Below are 18,819 nucleotides of genomic sequence, written 5' to 3' on the forward strand. Positions count from 1 at the left end.
CTCCCGGTGGTCCCGAGCTGTGGTTTTCGAATGGTGGTGACCGCCACGGATGAGGTTTTCGCTGGTGGGCGGGAGATTTCTCTCGGGCCGCAACGGGGCCTGAAACACCAGGCAGAACCACTACACGGAGGTGCATTCCGATGGAGAAGATCGTCGACGCGACCGACCTGCTGACCATGGGCTTCGAGGACGACGCGCTGCTGATGGAGGACAACTCCCTCTGCACGCTCTGCTCCTGGACCCAGAGCCAGAACTGACCGGAGCTCCGGTGATGCGGTGGGCCGCCGTCGTGCGGCCCACCGCAAGTCCCTTCTCAGGCAGGTGAGTTCTCATGCGACGACGCGTGGCCCCGGACCCGATCCGGCGCGAGGCGGGCCGGCTGGCCGCCCGCTGCGCCGACACCTACACCGTGCGCGCCGAACCGTACTGGTGGCACTTCGACCCGGTCGCCGACGTCCCGGCCCGCCGGCAGGGCTGGAAGATCCACGTGAGCGCCGCCCCGGCCGACGCCGCCGAGGTCCTGCGCCGGGTGGCCGCCGTCGTCACCCCGCTGTCGTTGCGCTGGAAGGCCGCGCGGTCTGTCGACAAGCTGATGAACCTGAGCGCGCCCCCTTCGCCTTTGACGCAGTCGGGCAAGTTCATCACCATCTACCCCTCTCCTTCTTCCGACGTCGAGCCGCTGTGTGCTGCTTTGGACGCGGTCACCAGCGAGTTCGACGCTCCTGTTGTTCCTTCTGACCGCCGCTTCCGGCCGCACAGCAACGTGTACCTGCGCTACGGAGCGTTCGTCGGCCAGAGCGTGTTCGACCCGGTGTCGCAGAGCCTCACCTATGTGCTGGTGGACCCGTCTGGCCGCCGTGTGGAAGACCGGCGTGCACCTGGGGTCGCGGCGCCCGACTGGATCGACGACGTGGTTCCTCCTGTACCGCGGCCTTTCTTGGAACGCCCGGGGAGTGGGCTGTTCGGGCGCGAGATCGTGGTGCAGGGCGTGTTGCGGCAGTCGGTGAAGGGCGGGGTGTTCCGCGTGCTGCACCGGGGGGTGCCCGCGGTGCTGAAGGAAGCCAGGATCGGCACCACCCCCGACCGTCTCGGCCGCGACTCGCGCACCGCGCTCCTGAACGAGTGGAAGCTGCTGCGGGTGCTGTCCGGGTCCGGTCTCGCGCCGGAGCCGCTGGCGTTCTTCCACCAGGAGGACAACGCGTACCTCGTGCAGGAGTTCCTGCCGGGGCGGACGTTGCGGGCTTCGGTGGAGCGCGCGAACTACCGGTCGGAGGCGTCGCTCGGTTCGTTGACGGAGCTGGTGTCCGGGGTGCGGGGGCTGGTGGCGGCGGTCGAGGCGTTGGGCGTCCGGCTGCTGGATCTGACGCCGAACAACGTGATGGTGGACGGGTCGCGGTTCTACGTGATCGACCTGGAGCACGCTGCGCTGGTCGACTCGGCTGAACCGCCTTTCGTCGCGCACACGCCCGGGTACGTGCCTGCCGATGCGCCTTGGGCTGGGGACACCGAGTACGCGTTGGCCGCGATCGCCCACTTCGTGTTGACCGGGATCGATCCTCATCTCGGGTCTGGCGTGGACTACGCCGCGCACCTGCCCGCGGTGGTGGCGGCGTTCGCGCCGGACGGGGTGGATGCGGAATCGATCCACCTTCGGCCCCTCCGGGGGGTGCGTGAGGCCCCCACTCCCATCGTCGCAGGCAGGTCTGACAGTTTCGGCGGTGCCGAGGTGGGGATGGGCGTTGAGGGCGGTGGACGCGAGAGGCCTGCCGGTTCGGCTGTCGTGGGTGTGGGGCCGGCGAATGACGGTGTGGGCGGTGCTGATTCGGCCGTCAAGGGTGTGGGGCCGGCGGTGGGCGGTGTGGGCGGTGCCGGTTCGGCCGTCGTGGGTGCGGGGCCGGCGCTTGGCGATGTGAGCGGTGCCGATTCGACCGTCGAGGAAGCGGTCGAAGCCGGCGAGGAGCTCGTCCGCCTCACCGAGTGGGACCGGCACCCCTGGCCGTGGCCCCAGCGGTGGGCGCCGGGCGCCATGCACCCCGCCTCCTTCATGGCGGGCACGGCGGGCATCGCGCGTTTCTACCTCGACCTCCACGAGGCCACCGGCGACGGGGCCTGGCTCGGGCACGCCGACCAGCTCCTCACCTGGACCGTCGACACGAATCCCGTCGTGCCGGGGCAGACGCCGCCAGGGCTGTACTTCGGGCTCGGGGCGTTGCCGTGGCTGATGACCGACCTGGCCGCGGCGGGGCACGAGCCCGAGTCGTGGCGGCGGGAGGCGGTGCGGTTCGCGCGGGAGCTCGACGCCGTCGAGGTCGCCGGGTGGGACGTCACCCACGGGTGGGCCGGGGTCGGGTTGGCGAAGGTCGCGGTGCTCAAGGCCACCGGGGAAGGGGCCGGGGACGTCACGAAGGTCATCGCCAAGGTGCTGGGCGGGGTGTCCACGAAGGACGGTCTACCCGCGTGGCCCACCAACGGGTCGGCTTTCCACGGGTTCGCGCACGGGAGTGCGGGGGTGGCGTACTTCCTGCTGCACGCCGGGCTCGCGGTGGACGATCCGGTGGCGGTCGACCTGGCGGTGGCGACCGGGCGGGCGTTGCTGGGGAAGGCGCAAGAAGCTGCCCAAGGGATCTCGTGGCCGCACAAAGCCGGCAGCGACACCATGTGGTCGCACTGGTGCAACGGCGCTGCGGGGGTGGGGATCCTGTTGCAGGCGTTGGCCCAGCACACGGAGGACCCCGAGTTCGCGGACGGTGCGGTGCGGGCCGGGCGGGCGATCACCACGGCCAGGCCGTTCGGGAGCACCTGCCGGTGCCACGGGCTGGCCGGAGACGGGGACTTCCTGCTCGATCTCGCGCGCGAGCACGAGGAGTTCCACGCCGGGGCCGTCCACATCGGACGCAAGCTGGACGCGTTGCGATTCCGGGACGGGTTCGCGGTCAAGTGGGCCCCGGAGGGACTCGGGGTGCCCCGGCCCGACTACATGCGCGGGTACACGGGTGTGCACGCGTTCCGGCTTCGGCTCGCCGGGCACGTCGCCCGGTCGCCGTTGACATTGCGAGTGGAGGAACGGCCGTGAACCTCACCGACGTACTGGTCCACGAGATGGTGGCGGACTGGGGTGGCAACCGCAAGGTCCTCGCCCGGCAGGGCGGCGAGACGGTGTTCGAGTGCGTGGTGCGGCCGGCGCCGGGGATCACGTACGTCACCGAGTGCCTGCCGCAGCGCGACGATCCGGAGACGGTCGGGCACCTGGTGGGCGTGCTCGAGCACCTGCGCGGGCACGGGATGCGGGACGTCGTCGTGGTGCACCCCGAGTTCTGGGACGTCGGGGGGACCGACTGCGGGCGGATCGTGCCCATGTGGTCGCGGCTCGACGTGGAGATGATCGCGTCGTTCGAACGGGCGCTGCCGGTGGGCTACCGGATCGAGCCGCTCGGTGAGGTGGCGGGGGACGCGCACGACCGGCAGGTGTTCGAAGAGGTCGCGTCCGGGTCGTACGGGCCGATGATCGAGGAGGCCTGCCTCAGCGTCACGGCCGGGGGCACCACCCGCGGCGCCGTCGTCGTGACGCGGGACCGGGGTGTGCCGTTGATCGGGCACCTCGCGATCGAGCAGGCACAGCGGGGCGCCGGGCTCGGCAAGGCGTTGCTGGTGCGGGCCGTGCTCGGGCTCGCGTCGGCCGGGTACGCGGACTGCCGCCTCAACGTCATGGCGGAGAACTTCACGGCTCGGCGGCTGTACCGGTCGATCGGGTTCGTGCAGGACCGCGCGACGCTCAAGGCGAGCAGGGTGACGGCATGAGCGTCACGGTGCTGTCGATCGAGTCCGCGTGGATTCCCGGCGTGCTGGCGGACCTGCGGGCACGCCACGGGCAGGTGCGGTACTACCTGTCGGCGGGACGGCCGGTGTGGCTCAGGCCCGAGGACGACACCACGGACCTGAGCACGGCGTTGCTGCGGTGCCACGACGACCGTGAGGCGCGGCTGCGCAAGGAGGTCAGCGCCGTGCGGTCGTGGCTGGCCGAGGGCGGCGAACGCGCGGTCGTCGTCGAGATGTTCGGGGCACCCACGCACGACGACGTGCGGTTCCTGCAGGAGTGCCGCATGCGGCTGGTGCGCGGGGAAGCGCAGTCGGTCACGGTGCTCCGGCACGTCCTTGCGGCGCTGCCGGTGGAGGGTGACGAGATCCTCGCCATGCTGAAGCTCGCCGGGGGAGCGGTGCCGGAGCGGGAGTTCCAGCAGTGGCAGGCGCAGCACGGGTGGGACGAGGCGCTCGTCCACGCCGTCACGTCCACAAGGGACGGTCTGCGCACCTGGGCCGCACCGGTCGCGCGGCCGTTGCCGATCACGCCCGAGCTCGCGGCCGAGGTGGCCACGACCTCGCGGGTGCCCCTGGAGACGGCGGCGTTGATCACGGACCCGGTGCTGGCGCTGCGGGCGTTCACGGCCGGAGCCGCCGCCGAGGCCGCGGGGCGGGGCAGGGTGCTGAGCCGGTACGCGGGCAACCTCTACCGGCGCGCGCTCAAGACCGGCGCGATCCCGCACGCCACGGCCGCGGCCGCCTACCTCGCCGCGCTCGTCGCCGATCGTCGCCGCGTCTCCGGGCCGCTGGCCGACGTCGTGCTGAGGCAGGCCGCCAGGTGGGACGTCGCGCCGGACCATCGGGCGATGCTCGCCTACAGCCTCGGCCAGTTGCTCGCCAAGGACCCCGACCCGGCGCAACGGGCTTCGGCGGCGCGCTGCTTCGCGCACGCCAGGGAGCTCGACGTACCCCTCGCGCAGGTCGCCGCCTCGTTCAACGGTGCCGCGCTCGCCCTCTACCGCGACCGCGACCTCACCGGCGCCGTCACGACCATGCGCACAGCGCTGGATTTGCTGGAAGGCCACGACACCGTCGCCGACCAGCAGGTGCAGCTGCTCACCAACCTCGCGAAGCTGCGCCGGGGCACACCGGAGGCCGTCGGGTTGTACCGGCGGGCCTGGGGGATCGCGGACGACGTCGCCAACGCCACCTACGTCGCCGCCGACCTCGTGCGGGTGTTGCTGGAGGCGGGGGAACGGCCGGAGGCGGAGGCCGTAGCCACGCGGCTGCTGGAGCTGTCCGACCGCGCCGAGGACACGGGTCAGGCCACCGAGAAGGCCGTGTCGGCCGTGTGCTTCCGGCTCGCCGACCAGCACCTCGCCGACGGCGCCACGGCCGAGGCGGGACGCTGGTACCTCGCCGGGATCAGCCGGATGCGGCGCGGCGCGCCCGACGTGGTCGACGCCGTCATGCGCAACCTCGGCGAGCAGCCGGCCGCGCTGCTCGAACAACGTGCCGCGCACGCCCTCGTCGCCGGCGACCTGCTGGCGTTGCGAGGGTTGCTGGCCGGTGCGGCATGACCGCGCTCTCACCCGGCCGCGACCTGCTCGCCCTGACCAGGCCCGGTGAGCTGGGGGTGGTCGAGGTGGCGCCGGACGGCAGCGCCGACCTCGCCACGACGCACTGGATCGCCGCCGGCGACTGGCACCTCGCCGGCTGGGCCGCCCCGCACCTGGTCGTGTTGCGCCGCCGCGGCGAACTCGGCCTCTTCGACACCGGCCACCGGGTGCTGACCTCGACGCATCCGGTGGTCGGACGCACCCTCCGCCACGACGGCGAGGAAGCACTGCTCGCCGTCGTGCGCGCCGGCCGCCCGATGCTGTGCACGCATCGGCCGGCTGAAGGCACCTACCGGCTCGTCGAGGGCACCGAAGGCGTGCGGTCGGTGGCCACCTGGGACCGCGACACCCTCGTCTTCACGCACGACCGGGGCGTGACGATGATCCGCGACGGCGAGCGGACCGACCTCGACGCGGTCTCGGCCGCAGGCGACGGCCCGATCCTCGCGCTGACGGGCGCCGGGGACGTGCCGGGCACCCTGGACCTCGCCACCGGGCGCACCCGCTGGTACGAGCCGGGCGGCAAGGCCGTCGCCGTGTCGCCGTCCGGGCTGCTCCTCACGCTCACCTGGACCGACCACCGGTACGTCTACCGCGTGCTCGACGCGGACGGTCGCGTCGTCGGCACCCCCGTGCCCGGCCACGGCATCGCCACCGACCTCGCCTTCACCGCCGACGAACGCCACCTGCTCGGCCACCACCAGTCACCGGCCGCACCGCCCGCGCTCGTCCGCTGGAACGTCCGCAGTGGACTGATGACACCGCTCGAAGGCCAGCCGCGCGAGGAGATCGCGGTCCGCTGGTGGCACCGCGAGTCGACCCAGTCCCCGGAATGGGTCTACGAACCGGAGAACGGCCACGGCGGCACGGTCCTGCACCTGCACGGCGGCCCGCGCAGCCAGCTCCGGCAGATCCACGAACCCGTGATCGCGGCCCTGGTCGCGGCGGGCTGGACCGTCATCGGCATGAACTACCCCGGCAGCTCCGGCTACGGCGACGAGTTCCGCGACCAGGTCGTCGGTGACTGGGGCGGTGCCGACGTCAAGGCCGTCACAGCTCGCCTCCGCGACCTCCAAGGCGATCACCCGGTCTGCCTGTACGGCCAGAGCTACGGCGCCTACCTGGCCCTGCTCGCCGCCGACCCGGCACTGGTGGACGCCGTCGCCGTGTGGGCCCCGGTCACCGACGTCGAGAAGCTCCTGGAGTCCGCGACGGGTCTGCACCGCCAGTGGCTCACGACCGAACTCGGCGCCCTCGCCGACGACCGGGACGAACTGGCCAGGCGCAGCCCGATCGCCCGCCCGTGCACCGCGCCGAGGCTGATCGTCGGGCACAGCGCGGGCGACGACAGGGTCCCGGTCGAGCAGTCGCGGCACTTCGTCGCACGCCATGAGACGACCCGGTACGTGGAGCAGCGGGGCAACGGCCACGAACCGGCGGACATGGCCGCGTGGACCGCCGCCGTGGTGACGCACCTCGAGGAACTCGTGCGGCAGGGGGTATCAGTGTGAAGTCGTTGCTGTGGCAGGCGGGACGGGGCCGGTTCGTCCTCTTCTGCGTGCTGGCGGTCCTGCAGGGCCTCGCCCCGGCCGCCGCCATCGCCGCGTCGGGCGTGCTCGTCGCCGGACTCCCGGACGACCCGGAGCAGGCCACGCTAGGACTCGCGCTGTTCGGCGCCGCACTGCTCACCGGGACGGTGTTGTCGGCGGTCCTCGACCACGAGGCCGCCGTGCTCGACGGCGGGTTCGCCCGGATCGTCCACGAGACGGTCGCGCACGCCGCCCTTCGCACCGATGTCGCGCACCTGGTCGCCGACAGGACCACCAGGGAACTCGGGGCGCTGGCCGAGTTCGAGCGCGTCGACGGCTTCGTCGGCACCGCGAGCGCGCTGAAGGAGCTGCTCAGGCAACGGGCCACCGGTACCGGTGCCGCCGTGGTGCTGGCGACGTTCGCCTGGTGGGCGCCGATCGTGATGTTCCTCGGCTGGCGCGGCCTGAGCTTCGGCGTGCGGAAGTGGCTCGACCACGGCATGACCCTCGGCGCCCAGCAAGGTGAGACGGCGTTGCGCCGCGCCCGCTACCTGCGCGGCCTCGCCGTGGACAGCCCCGCCGCCAAGGAGATCCGCGTGTTCGGGCTCGCCGGCTGGCTCGTGCCGCTCTACCGGGACGCCTACCTGAACGCCCTGGAGGTCGTCTGGCAGGGCCGCAAGCTCGGCATGCGCACGGTGTTCGCCGCGACCGGCGGCGTCCTCGCAGCACACCTGGTCGTCCTCACCGCGATCGCGCAGTCCACCACCTCGCCGGCGGAGATCGTCGTCTACGCGCAGGCCGTGCTCACCACGAGCGCACTCGGGTACGTCTTCGGTGCCGAGATCCCGCTGGCCCGCGCCCGCAAGGTCGCCGAACTGGCCCGCTCGATCGCCCGAAGCCTCGCTCCCGCACCGCCGGAGCCGCGCACCGCGGCCGACTCCATCCGGCTGACGAACGTCCACTTCGGATACGCCGGGACGCCGGTGCTGAAGGGCCTCGACCTCGAAGTCCCGAAAGGACAGTCGCTGGCGATCGTCGGCGAGAACGGCGCGGGCAAGAGCACGCTCGTCCACCTGCTCGCGGGCATCCACCGGCCGGACAGCGGCGAGATCACGATGCCCGGCAGGGTCAGTGCGATCGTCCAGCGGTTCACCCGCTTCGAGCTCTCGCTCCGCGACAACATCGCGTTCGGCGGGGAAGGCGCGGAGCAGGCACTCGAACGCGCGGGCGGGCTGGGGTTGCTCGAAGACCTGCCGCACGGCTGGGCCACCGTCCTGTCGTCGTCGCACCCCCGGGGCCGCGACCTCTCCGGCGGCCAGTGGCAGAAGGTCGCCCTGGCGAGGGCGCTGAGAGCGGTCGACGCCGGCGCGGAGGTCCTGGTCATGGACGAACCCAGCGCGAACCTCGACGTCCTCGCGGAGGAGGAGCTCTTCGCGCGCTTCAGTGAACTGGCCGGCGAGACCACCACGATCCTCGTGTCGCACCGGCTCGCGTCCGTGAAGCACGCCGACCGCATCATCGTGATCGCGGACGGCCGCGTCGCCGAGGACGGCACGCACGCCGAACTCATGGCATTGCAAGGGAAGTACGCCGCCATGTACTCGGTGCAGGCGGAGAGGTTCGCGGAGGCCGGCCATGCGTGAGATCCGCCTGCTCGTCGCGACGGCCTGGCGGGCCGACCGCCGGCTCACCCTCGCCCTGATCGCCGAACCGTTCGGCAACACCCTCGTGCTGATGTCCGGGCTGTGGCTCGCGATGCTCACGAACGGCCTGCTCCAGCACGACACCCGCCAGGTCGTCACCGGCGTCGCCGCGCTCGTCCTCGGCGCCGGGCTCGGCTGGCAGCTCGACCTGTCGGCGAGCCAGTGGCGGATGGTGCTGGGGGAGAAGGTCGCGCACGCGTTCGACACCGAGATCGCCCGGCTGTGCGCCGAACTGCCCACGCTCGACCACTTCGAACGCGCCGAGCACCAGGACCACCTCGAACTCCTGCGGCAGCGCCAAGGTCAGCTCGGCAACTCGATGAGCGCGCTCGCGGTCACGGTCAAAGCGGTCTGCGCGGGTCTCACCGTGCTGGTGCTGCTGGTCGTCGCCCACCCGGCGATGCTCGCGCTGGTGCTGTTGGCGTTGCCCGCCCTGCTGATCACGAAGGCCCAGCAGCGGTGGCGCACCACGGCGGAGGACGCCTCGGCGCTGGCCAGCCGCACCGCCCGCCACCTGCGCACCGTCGCACAGGACCGGGACGCCGCCGTCGAGGTGCGGCTGTTCGGCCTCGCCGACGACCTCGAACGCCGCATCGGCACGCTCTGGACCGCCCAGCGCCGCCCGATCGAGCACGCCGAACGCAAGGTGGCGCTCGCCTCGCTCGCCCAGCAGGTCCTCTACGTCGCCGGCGTGGTCGCCGCCGTCGGTTTCGTGCTGCACCAGGCACTGCAGGGCAGGTCCGCCCCCGGCGACGTGGTGCTGGCGATCTACCTCAGCCAGCAGGTCCAGACGGCGGTGATCTGGCCGGTCCAGGCCGTCGCGGGGTTCGGCCGCACCCTGCACACCGTCCGCCGCTTCCGCTGGCTGCAGGACCACGCCCGCAGCGCGTCCGGGACCCTGCCCGCGCCCCGGGAGATCCTCGGCGGCATCACGCTGGAGAACGTGTCGTTCCGCTACCCCGGCACACAGAAGTGGGTGCTGCGCAACGTGGACCTGACCATTCCGGCCGGGCGCGCGCTCGCGGTCGTCGGCGCGAACGGCGCGGGCAAGACCACCCTCGTCAAGCTCCTGACCAGGATGTACGAGCCCACCGAAGGCAGGATCACGGTCGACGGCGTGGACATCGCCGACCTGGACGTGCACGCGTGGAGGCACCGGCTCGCGGCGGCGTTCCAGGACTTCGCCCGTTTCGAGTTCACCGTCCAGCACGCGGTCGGGGTCGGCGACCTGCCCCACCTCGACGACCCCGCGCACGTCCGCGACGCCATCACCAGAGCCGGTGCCGACGTGCTGGCGCAGGACGCCCAGCTCGGCACGGCCTGGGGCGGCACCGACCTCTCCACCGGCCAGTGGCAACGCCTCGCGCTCGCCCGCGGCCTCGCGAGGACCACGCCGCTGGTGCGCTTCTTCGACGAACCGACGGCCTCGCTCGACGCGTTCACCGAGGACGCCCTGTTCGACAGCATGACCAGGGCCACCGACTGCGCACACGGCATGATCACCGTCCTCGTCACGCACCGCTTCTCCACCGTCCGGTCCGCCGACCTGATCGTGGTGCTGGCGCACGGCGGCGTCGCGGAACTCGGTTCGCACCAGGAGCTCCTGGCCCAGGGCGGGCACTACGCGCGGCTCTACCGGTCGCAGGCGGACGCCTTCGCTGACTAATCCGCAAAGGAGGGACGTCCTGCGGTTGCGCTCCTGGGTGAGGTGGCGGCCGCGTTGCGCGAGTTCTTCGGCGGGACGGCCTCCTGGACCTGCGTCCGGGGCTCGGTTCCGGAGAGGGCGCGGCTGGTGCGAGACCTGGAGCCGCAGTGCGACGTCGAGGCGCGGGTTATCGTCCTGATCAGCTGATCGGGAGGGTGCGTTGCCGGGGTTCGTCGCAGGGGTGGAACGTCACCAGGTCGCCGTCTACCTCGGTGCCCTCGCGGCCGGCGGGCTGGCCGGGTGGCTCGCCCCGAGCGCGGGACCAGTGCTGGAACACGCCATCAACCCGGTGCTCGCGGCCCTGCTGTACGTGACGTTCCTGCAGGTGCCGGTGGCGGAACTCGGGCGGTCGCTGCGGTCTGGGCGGTTCCTGACGGCGGCGCTCGTCGTGAACTTCGTCGTGGTGCCGTTGGTGGTGGCGGGGCTCTTCGCGTTCCTGCCCGGCGAGCAGGCCGTGCGGGTGGGCGTGTTGCTGGTGTTGCTCACGCCGTGCGTCGACTACGTGATCGTGTTCAGCGGGCTGGCGGGCGGTGACAGCCGGCGGCTGCTGGCGGCGACGCCGTTGTTGTTGCTGGCGCAGATGGTGCTGCTGCCGGCGTACCTGTGGGTGTTCCTCGGGGCGGACCTGGCGGTGGTGGAGCCGGGGCCGTTCGTCGAGGCGTTCCTGGTGCTGATCGTGATCCCGCTGGCGCTGGCCTGGCTCACGCAGACGTGGGCCGGGCGGGTCATCGGGGCGATCAGCACGTCGATGGTGCCGTTGATGGCGGTGACGCTGTTCGTCGTGGTGGCCTCGCAGGTGCCGAAGCTCGGCGACGTGCGACAGGTCGCGGCCGTCGTGCCGTTCTACGTGGTGTTCCTGGTGGTGATGGCGTTCGCCGGGCTCGGTGTCGCGCGGGCGTTCGGGCTGGGCGGGCCGGCCGGTCGCGCGATCGTGTTCACCGGCGCGACGCGGAACTCGTTGGTGGTGCTGCCGCTCGCGCTGGCGTTGCCCGGTGATGTCGCGGCCGTCGTGGTGGTCACCCAGACGATGGTCGAGGTGGCCGGGATGGTCCTGTACGTGAAGGTGGTGCCCCGGCTGGTGCCGTGAGGCGGCGGCATCAGGCCTGTTGCGCGGCGACCTGGCGGTCACGCAGCGGGGCGAGCGCGCCGCTCCACGTCACGAGCTCGTCCAGCAGGGTCGACAGGGTGCTGACCTGGAAGTCCGACGGCACGAACTCGGAGAAGTTCCGGAACTCCGTGAACATCGACAGCGACACGCTCGTGCGCACGTCGGCCATCTTCAGCTCGCCCGCGATGAGGCGCAGGTGCTCGACGGCCCGCGCGCCGCCGACACCGCCGTACGAGACGAACCCGACGGCCTTGTTGTTCCACTCGGCGAACAGGTAGTCGATCGCGTTCTTCAGCACGCCGGACGTGGAGTGGTTGTACTCGGGCGTGACCATCACGAACCCGTCGAAGCTCGCGATCTTCGCCGCCCACGCCTTGGTGTGGTCGTGCTGGTACTGGCCCATCGCGGGCGGCATCGGCTCGTCGAGGTGCGGCAGCGGGAAGTCCTGGAGGTCGACGAGCTCGAACGTCGCGTCGGCGCGCTGCTCCGCGTTCTCCAGCACCCACCTGGCCACCTGCTCGCCGTTCCGGCCGGGACGGGTGCTGCCGATGATGATTCCGATGTGCGTCATGTCGTGGGTCCCTGTGCGCTGGTCGAGGTAACCGGACCGTACCCCGTTTGCTTAAGTGGACTCTACCCCGGTTGTGCTCGTGATGGTCAAGTGCGGTGGGTCACAGACGCGAGCGGTCAGGAATCGAGAAGCACCGTGCAGGGCTCGGCGAACAGCGTTCCCGGCATGACCTCACTCGACGCGATCACCCTCGAGGTGGCCGACCTCGCGGCCGCCGAACGCTTCTACGCCAACGCTTTCGGACTCGGCTCCCGGCTGCGCCTGCGGGCCTCGCAGGAACCGGCCACCGGGTTCCGCGGCTTCACCCTCTCCCTGACGGTCGCGCAGCCCGGCGACGTCGGCGTCCTCGTCGCCGGCGCGATCGACGCCGGCGTGACGGTGCTCAAGCCCGCCGCCAAGTCGCTGTGGGGCTACGGCGGCGTGGTGCAGGCGCCCGACGGCACGATCTGGAAGGTCGCCACGTCGGCCAAGAAGGACACCGCCCCGGCCACCGGTGCCGTCCAGGACGTCGTGCTGCTGATCGGCGCCACGGACATCGCCGCGAGCAGGAAGTGCTACGTGGAGCACGGTTTCGCGGTGGAGAAGAGCTTCGGGCGCATGTACGTGCAGTTCGCCTCGACCGGCGGCATCAAGCTCGGCCTGTACCGGCGGCGCGCGCTGGCCAAGGACGCGGGCGTCGCGCCGGAGGGGGCCGGTTCGCACCGCGTCGAGCTGCACGGCGCCGGGGAGTTCACCGATCCGGACGGCTTCGCGTGGGCGTCAGGGCAGCCGGTCGGCCAGCTCGGCGCGTGAGCGGATGCCGAGCTTCGTGTAGACCTTGCGCAGGTGGTACTCGATGGTCTTCGGGCTCAGGAACAACGCGGCGGCGACCTCGCGGGTGGTCTTGCCCTCCGCGAGCAGCAGCGACACCTGCAACTCCTGCGGTGTCAAGGTTTCCCCCTCGTCGCGCCGCTTGATCGTCTCGCCGGTGGCGCCGAGCTCGACCGCGGCGAGGTCCGCCCACCTGGCCGCACGGAGGTGGTCGAACGTCTCCAGTGCGGCGTGCAGGTGCGGGCGGGCGTCGGCCCGGCGGCGGGCGCGGCGCAGGCGGGCACCGTAGGCGAGCCGCGTGCGCGCGGTCTCGAACTCGTCCAGAGTCCTTTCGTGGTACCGCAATGACGCCTCGAAGTGCGTCTCGAACTCCGCGCTGAGCATGCCCGCCGTGCGTTCGGCGCGTGCCATCGACCAGGGCTGGCCCTTGGCCGCGGCCTCGTCCCGGAAGCGCCTGGCCATGGTGTGCGCTTCCTCGCGGCGGTTCAGCCTCACCAGCGCGTCGGTGAGTTCCGGGGCGGGGGACACGTCCGGGTCGGTCAGCTTCAACTCCTCCAGCAGGTCGGCGAGTTCCTCCAGGTGCCCTAACGCCCTCGCCGGGTCGCCGCGGCCGAGTTCCAGCTCTCCCAACGCGAACAGCGACCAGACCCGTCCGATGTGGATGTCGCGGGACCGGCAGAGCGGCAGGGCCTCCTCGACCAGGTCCCGGCAGCGGTCCTCGTCACCCAGCCTGGCCTGCAGCCACGCCCTGCCGGCGAGGCACATGGCGAGGTCGGTCTCCTGGCCGGTTTCGCGGGCCAGCCGGGTCGCCTCGTCGTAGGTGGCCTCGGCGCGCGCCCACTGGTTGGTCGTGGCCTCGTCCCTCGCGACGTGGAACAGCAGCGCGGGCAGGGTGCCGACGGCGGCCTCGGTGCGGGCGTGGGCGACGGTGCGGCGCAGTTCCGCGCCGGAGTCGGCGTCGCGCAGGAACATCGGGCCGATCATCAACCACGACAGCCGGCGCCGATCGTCGCGCAGGAGGCCGGAGCCGGTGAGCAGGTCGATCGCGGCGCGGATCTGGTCGGCGCCACCGCGGTTGGCGAGGATCCTCGCCACCCCGGCGGCCATCCGGCCGAGTCCGGACGCCTGGGGCGCCACGACGTCGGGGAGCCGGGCCTCGATCTCGTGGGCGAGTGCGACGCCGCTGGTGGTGTCGCCGAGGTAGAAGCAGGCGTTGACGGCGTCGGCCAGCAGCACGACGGCGGCGTCCGGGGTCGCCGCGGCCCCGGCGGCCTCGCGGCACAGGTCGCGGGCCTCGGTCAGCGAACCGGTGCGGGCCGCGATCGCCGCGCGCAGGTCGACGGCGGTGCCGGGACCTGCCTGGTCGAGCAACGAGACGGCCCGCTTCGTCTCCCCGGCGAGCCACGCCGACTCCGCCGCGGAGACGCACAGCGCGGCGTGCCGTGCGACGTCGGGGCTGAGGCGCGCGGCCCGTTCGTACGCGGCCGAGGCGACGTCGTGCGCACTGCGGTCGTGGGCCCGCACCGCCGCCTGCACCAGCAGGCCGGCGACCTCGGCGTCCGGTCCGACCGACGCCTCCGCCAAGTGCCAGGCGTGCCGGTCGGAGCCCACGCCCACCGCCGACGCCACGGCCCGGTGGATCTCCCGGCGCCGCCGCGGGTCCGCGTCGCCGTACACGGCCGCGCGGATCAGCGGGTGCCGGAACTCCACTCGTCCGCCGGCGATCCGCACCAGCCCGGTGCTCTCCGCCTCGGCGAGCGCGTCCACCGCCACCCCGAGTGCCTCGCACGCCCCGGCCACCACCCGCAGGTCGGTGCCCGCCACCGCCGCCACCAGCACCGCCGCCTGCGCGGACGGGCCGAGCGAGCGGGCCTGGGCGGCGAACTCGTGGGCAAGCGCCGCCGACACCGGCAGCGGGGTCTCGGGCGAGACGTCCCGCACGGGCCGGGCCGCCAGTTCGATCAGCGCCAGCGGGTTGCCGGCGGTGGCCCGGTGCAGGCGGGCGAGGTGGTCGGGGGACACCGGTCCCGCGCGACTCACCACCAGGTCGTGGGCGGTGGCGAGGTCGAGGCCGGTCAGCGCCAGCGCCGGTAGCGGCGGGTCGGGTGCGCGGGTGGTGGCCAGCAGGACGATCGGGTCGGCGCCGAGGCGTCGGGCGGCGAACGCCAGGGCGTCGACGGACGGGCGGTCCAGCAGGTGCAGGTCGTCGAGCAGCACCGCGAGCGGCCGGTCCTCGGCGAACCGGCAGAGCAGGCTCAGCGTCGCGGCGCCCACCGCGAACCGGTCGATCGCGGGACCGGACGAGAGGGCGAGCGCGACGGACAACGCCTGTGCCTGCGGCGCGGGGATCTCGGGCAGCCGGGCCAGCGCCGGTCGCAGCACCTGGTGCAGGCCGCCGAACGGGATCTCGCGCTCGGGTTCGCTGCCCGCGGCCTGCAGGACGGTCATGCCGGCACACCCGGCGGCGGCGAAGCGGAGCAGGGCGGTCTTGCCGACGCCCGGTTCGCCGGTGAGGGCGAGCGCGCCACCGCGGCCGATCCGGGCGCTCGCGACGAGCCGCTCGATCCGGTGCCGTTCCGAGTCGCGGCCCATCAGCACACGGGGGAGTGTAGGTCGGCGAAACCCTAGGTGGGGCACCTGATGCGGCCACGTCCCGCGCGCTCATAGGTTCCAGGCCCTCAGCAGGAGGGAAGAGCAGATGACCACGACAAGACCCGAGGTCGACACCGACAAGCTCATGCAGTTCGTGTTTCGCGCCGTCGACGAGGTGGGCGCCACGCTCAACGCCGCGCTCGTCGTCATGGGTGACAAGCTCGGCTACTACCGCGCGATGGCCGACGGGGAACCGGTCAGCGCCGCCGAGCTCGCCGACCGGACCACCACCGCCGAGCCGTACGCCCGGGAGTGGCTCAACGCCCAGGCGGCGGGCGGCTACGTCACCTACGACCCCGGGACCAGCAGGTACGCGCTGCCGATCGAGCACGCCGTCGCGCTCACGGTCGAGGACAGCCCCGCGTTCCTGCCCGGCATGTTCCAGATCGCGCTCGGCACCGTGCACGACGCCGGACGGGTGCTGGACGCGGCGCGCAGCGGGTCGGGCGTCGGCTGGCACGAGCACAACACCGACGTGCACGTCGGCTGTGAGCGGTTCTTCCGGCCCAACTACGCGGCGAACCTGATCGACGGCTGGCTGCCCGCCCTGGACGGCGTGACGGACAAGCTCCGCGCCGGCGCACGGGTCGCGGACGTCGGCTGCGGCCACGGCGCATCGACGATCCTGATGGCACAGGCCTTCCCGAACTCGACGTTCACCGGCTCGGACTACCACCCCGAGTCGGTCCGCACGGCCCGCGACCGCGCGGAGGCCGCCGGGGTGAGCGACCGCGTGACGTTCGAAGTGGCCTCCGCCAAGGACTTCACCGGCACCGGCTACGACCTCGTGACCATGTTCGACTGCCTGCACGACATGGGCGACCCCGTCGGTGCCGCGCAGCACGTGCGGGACGCGGTCGCGCCCGACGGCACGTGGATGATCGTCGAACCGATGGCCGGTGACCGCGTCGAGGACAACCTCAACCCCGTCGGCCGCACCTACTACGGCTTCTCGACGCTGCTGTGCACGCCCGCCTCGCTGTCGCAGGACGTCGGCCTCGCGCTCGGCACGCAGGCAGGGCCCGCCCGGCTGCGCGACGTCGCGGTCGCCGGTGGGTTCACCCGGTTCGCCGGTGTCGCGCGGACGCCGTTCAACCAGGTCCTCGAAGTCCGCCCGTGAACGCCGAGCCGCGCCCGGTGCGCGAGGCCGACCGGACCGGGTTCGCCGACCGCGCCGGGGTGCGGCTCGCGTTCCGGGTGTACGACAACCCCGGCAAGCCCACGGTCCTGCTCGTGCCCACCTGGTCGATCGTGCCGTCGAGGTTCTGGAAGGCCCAGGTCTCGTTCCTGGCCAGGCACTTCCGGGTGGTCACGTTCGACGGGCGCGGCAGCGGCGACTCGGACCGGCCGCGCGGCTGGGCGTCCTACGTGGACGAGGAGTGCGCGGAGGACGTGATCGCCGTCCTGGACGCCACGGACACCGCGCAGGCCGTCCTGGTGGCGTTGTCGCGGGGTGACGCCTGGTCGGTGCTCGCCGCCGCCCGTCACCCCGGCCGCGTCACCGGCATCGTCGCGATCGGCCCGGCCAGCGGGTCGCTCATCGGCGTGCAGGAACAGGAACGAGAGGCCTGGGAGGCGGCGGACGGCGGCACGCCGTACAACCGGCACCACTGGCTGAACGGCGGCTACGACCAGTTCACCGAGTGGTTCTTCGCCCGGATGTTCGCCGAGCCGCACTCCACCAGGCAGATCGAGGACGCGGTGCGGTGGGCGCACGAGATCGAGCCGGTCACCCTGGTCGACACGACCGCCGGACGACTCGCGTCGAAGTCCATCGAGGACGAATGCCGCCGGCTGACGTGCCCGGTACTGGTGATCCACGGGACCGACGACCAGGTCCGCCCGCACGCGATCGGCGCACGCCTGGCCGAGCTGACCGGGGGCGACCTCGTGCTGATCGACGGCGCCGGCCACGGCGTGCACGCCCGCGACCCGGTCCGGATCAACCTGTTGATCAAGGACTTCGTCGACCGCGTCCACCCGGCGCCGCGCGTCGTCCGGACGTCGCGGGCTTCGGGGACCAGGCCGCGGGCGCTCTACCTCAGCTCACCGATCGGCCTCGGGCACGCCCGCCGCGACCTGGCCATCGCCGGTGAACTGCGCGAACTCCATCCGCGACTGGAGGTCGACTGGCTCGCCCAGCACCCGGTCACCGAGGTGCTCGGGCCGGCGGGGGAGCGGATCCACCCGGCGTCCGCCTGGCTCGCCACCGAGTCGCGGCACGTCGAGGAGGACGCGGGCGAGCACGACCTGCACGTCTTCGAGGCGTTCCGCCGCCTGGACGCCGTGCTGGTGCACAACTTCATGGTGTTCAACGAGGTCCTGGAGACCGAGCGGTACGACCTGGTGATCGGCGACGAGGCCTGGGACGTCGACCACTTCCTGCACGAGAACCCCGAGCTGAAGCGGTTCGCCTTCGCCTGGCTGACGGACTTCGTCGGCTGGCTCCCGATGCCCGACGGTGGCGCCCGCGAGCAACGTCTCACCGCCGACTACAACCTCGACATGATCGAGCAACGGGCCCGGCTGCGCCGGGTGCGCGACCGGTCGGTGTTCGTCGGCAACCCCGACGACGTGATCTCCCTGCCGTTCGGCGAGGGGCTGCCCGCGATTCGCGAGTGGACGGAGCAGAACTTCGACTTCTGCGGCTACGTGACAGGAGTCGACCCGCCTGCCCCACCGTTGGGCCTTCGTGCGGACGAGAGGCTGTGCGTGGTGACGGTCGGCGGTTCCGGCGTGGGCGAGTCGCTGCTGCGCCGCGTGCTCGACACCGTCCCCGAGACCGTGCGACGCGTGCCCGGCCTGAGGTTCCTCGTCGTCACGGGGCCGCGCATCGACCCGGCCGGACTGCCGGCACACCCCGCCGTCGAGATCCGCGGGTACGTGCCGGACCTGCCCCGGTACCTCGCCGCGTGCGACATCGCGGTGGTGCAGGGCGGCCTGACCACGTGCATGGAGCTGACCGCGGCGCGGCGGCCGTTCATCTACGTGCCGCTGCGCCACCACTTCGAGCAGAACTTCCACGTCCGGCACCGGCTCGACCGGTACCGGGCGGGCCGGTGCCTGGACTACGACGAGGTGTCCGGCGGACTGGCCGCCGCGATCGCCGAGGAGATCGGCCGGGAGACGGACTACCGGGAGGTGGAACGGGACGGGGCGGCGCGCGCCGCGGCACTGCTCGCCGAGCTGCTGTAGCGCGCCGCGCGCACTCGCCCGAGGTCGCTCCGGCCCGCCGCCCGGGCGGCCCGTGTCCTTTCACCCCAACGCCTGGGCAGGCCCGAGTTCCTCCACCGCGCCGCCCGAGCGGGCCCGCGTCCTTTCACT

At 72.5% G+C, this 18,819-nt stretch carries 12 protein-coding genes; 10 read left to right on the forward strand and 2 right to left on the reverse strand.

All coding sequences use genetic code 11. From position 1 onward, the window contains the following. The first annotated feature begins 331 nt into the window (after positions 1–331). The 7 genes from QSK25_RS05975 (at position 332) to QSK25_RS06005 (ending at position 11,441) form a co-directional block, all read left to right on the forward strand. Entirely contained in the window at positions 332–3,073 is a 2,742-nt protein-coding gene (locus QSK25_RS05975) for a class III lanthionine synthetase LanKC N-terminal domain-containing protein (RefSeq protein ID WP_285634233.1), read from the forward strand. Continuing rightward, positions 3,070–3,798, forward strand: a complete 729-nt coding sequence (locus QSK25_RS05980) for a GNAT family N-acetyltransferase (protein ID WP_285634236.1) — start codon at positions 3,070–3,072, stop codon at positions 3,796–3,798. The genes QSK25_RS05975 and QSK25_RS05980 overlap by 4 nt, the downstream gene beginning before the upstream one ends. Beyond that, complete coding sequence (locus QSK25_RS05985) at positions 3,795–5,378, forward strand: tetratricopeptide repeat protein (RefSeq protein WP_285634239.1); 1,584 nt, start codon at positions 3,795–3,797, stop codon at positions 5,376–5,378. Before QSK25_RS05980 ends, QSK25_RS05985 begins: the two co-directional genes overlap by 4 nt. After that, complete coding sequence (locus QSK25_RS05990; RefSeq protein WP_285634242.1) at positions 5,375–6,928, forward strand: alpha/beta hydrolase family protein; 1,554 nt, start codon at positions 5,375–5,377, stop codon at positions 6,926–6,928. Before QSK25_RS05985 ends, QSK25_RS05990 begins: the two co-directional genes overlap by 4 nt. Further along, positions 6,925–8,589, forward strand: coding sequence for an ATP-binding cassette domain-containing protein (locus tag QSK25_RS05995; RefSeq protein WP_285634245.1), 1,665 nt, complete (start codon positions 6,925–6,927; stop codon positions 8,587–8,589). Before QSK25_RS05990 ends, QSK25_RS05995 begins: the two co-directional genes overlap by 4 nt. Continuing rightward, positions 8,582–10,315, forward strand: coding sequence for an ABC transporter ATP-binding protein (locus tag QSK25_RS06000; protein WP_285634248.1), 1,734 nt, complete (start codon positions 8,582–8,584; stop codon positions 10,313–10,315). Before QSK25_RS05995 ends, QSK25_RS06000 begins: the two co-directional genes overlap by 8 nt. Before the next feature lie 199 nt (positions 10,316–10,514). Then, positions 10,515–11,441 (forward strand): arsenic resistance protein, encoded by a 927-nt coding sequence (locus QSK25_RS06005; protein WP_285634251.1) that lies wholly within the window; start codon positions 10,515–10,517, stop codon positions 11,439–11,441. A 10-nt stretch (positions 11,442–11,451) separates the two neighbouring features. Here the strand turns inward: QSK25_RS06005 and QSK25_RS06010 are convergent, their stop codons facing one another. After that, positions 11,452–12,033, reverse strand: a complete 582-nt coding sequence (locus QSK25_RS06010; protein ID WP_285634254.1) for an NADPH-dependent FMN reductase — start codon at positions 12,031–12,033, stop codon at positions 11,452–11,454. Between the two features lie 165 nt (positions 12,034–12,198). Between QSK25_RS06010 and QSK25_RS06015 the strand changes: the two genes are divergently transcribed. Continuing rightward, a complete protein-coding gene (locus tag QSK25_RS06015) occupies positions 12,199–12,825 on the forward strand; it encodes a VOC family protein (protein WP_285634257.1) in 627 nt (208 codons plus the stop codon). Here the strand turns inward: QSK25_RS06015 and QSK25_RS06020 are convergent. Further along, entirely contained in the window at positions 12,793–15,435 is a 2,643-nt protein-coding gene (locus tag QSK25_RS06020) for a helix-turn-helix transcriptional regulator (protein WP_285635258.1), read from the reverse strand. The genes QSK25_RS06015 and QSK25_RS06020 overlap by 33 nt on opposite strands. A 106-nt stretch (positions 15,436–15,541) precedes the next feature. Between QSK25_RS06020 and QSK25_RS06025 the strand changes: the two genes are divergently transcribed. Next, positions 15,542–16,615 (forward strand): class I SAM-dependent methyltransferase, encoded by a 1,074-nt coding sequence (locus QSK25_RS06025; protein WP_285634260.1) that lies wholly within the window; start codon positions 15,542–15,544, stop codon positions 16,613–16,615. Beyond that, entirely contained in the window at positions 16,612–18,690 is a 2,079-nt protein-coding gene (locus QSK25_RS06030; protein ID WP_285634263.1) for an alpha/beta fold hydrolase, read from the forward strand. The genes QSK25_RS06025 and QSK25_RS06030 overlap by 4 nt, the downstream gene beginning before the upstream one ends. The last annotated feature ends 129 nt before the right edge of the window (positions 18,691–18,819 follow it).

This window comes from Lentzea sp. NBRC 102530, assembly GCF_030269365.1.
In the GTDB taxonomy this organism is placed as follows: Bacteria; Actinomycetota; Actinomycetes; order Mycobacteriales; family Pseudonocardiaceae; genus Lentzea.

Excerpts from the sequence above, each read along its gene's own strand:
- QSK25_RS05975 (WP_285634233.1), top strand. The coding sequence starts at position 332 with ATGCGACGACGCGTGGCCCCGGACCCGATCCGGCGCGAGGCGGGCCGG.
- QSK25_RS05985 (WP_285634239.1), top strand. The coding sequence starts at position 3,795 with ATGAGCGTCACGGTGCTGTCGATCGAGTCCGCGTGGATTCCCGGCGTG.
- QSK25_RS05990 (WP_285634242.1), top strand. The coding sequence starts at position 5,375 with ATGACCGCGCTCTCACCCGGCCGCGACCTGCTCGCCCTGACCAGGCCC.
- QSK25_RS06000 (WP_285634248.1), top strand. The coding sequence starts at position 8,582 with ATGCGTGAGATCCGCCTGCTCGTCGCGACGGCCTGGCGGGCCGACCGC.
- QSK25_RS06010 (WP_285634254.1), bottom strand. The coding sequence starts at position 12,033 with ATGACGCACATCGGAATCATCATCGGCAGCACCCGTCCCGGCCGGAAC.
- QSK25_RS06015 (WP_285634257.1), top strand. The coding sequence starts at position 12,199 with ATGACCTCACTCGACGCGATCACCCTCGAGGTGGCCGACCTCGCGGCC.
- QSK25_RS06020 (WP_285635258.1), bottom strand. The coding sequence starts at position 15,435 with ATGGGCCGCGACTCGGAACGGCACCGGATCGAGCGGCTCGTCGCGAGC.
- QSK25_RS06025 (WP_285634260.1), top strand. The coding sequence starts at position 15,542 with ATGACCACGACAAGACCCGAGGTCGACACCGACAAGCTCATGCAGTTC.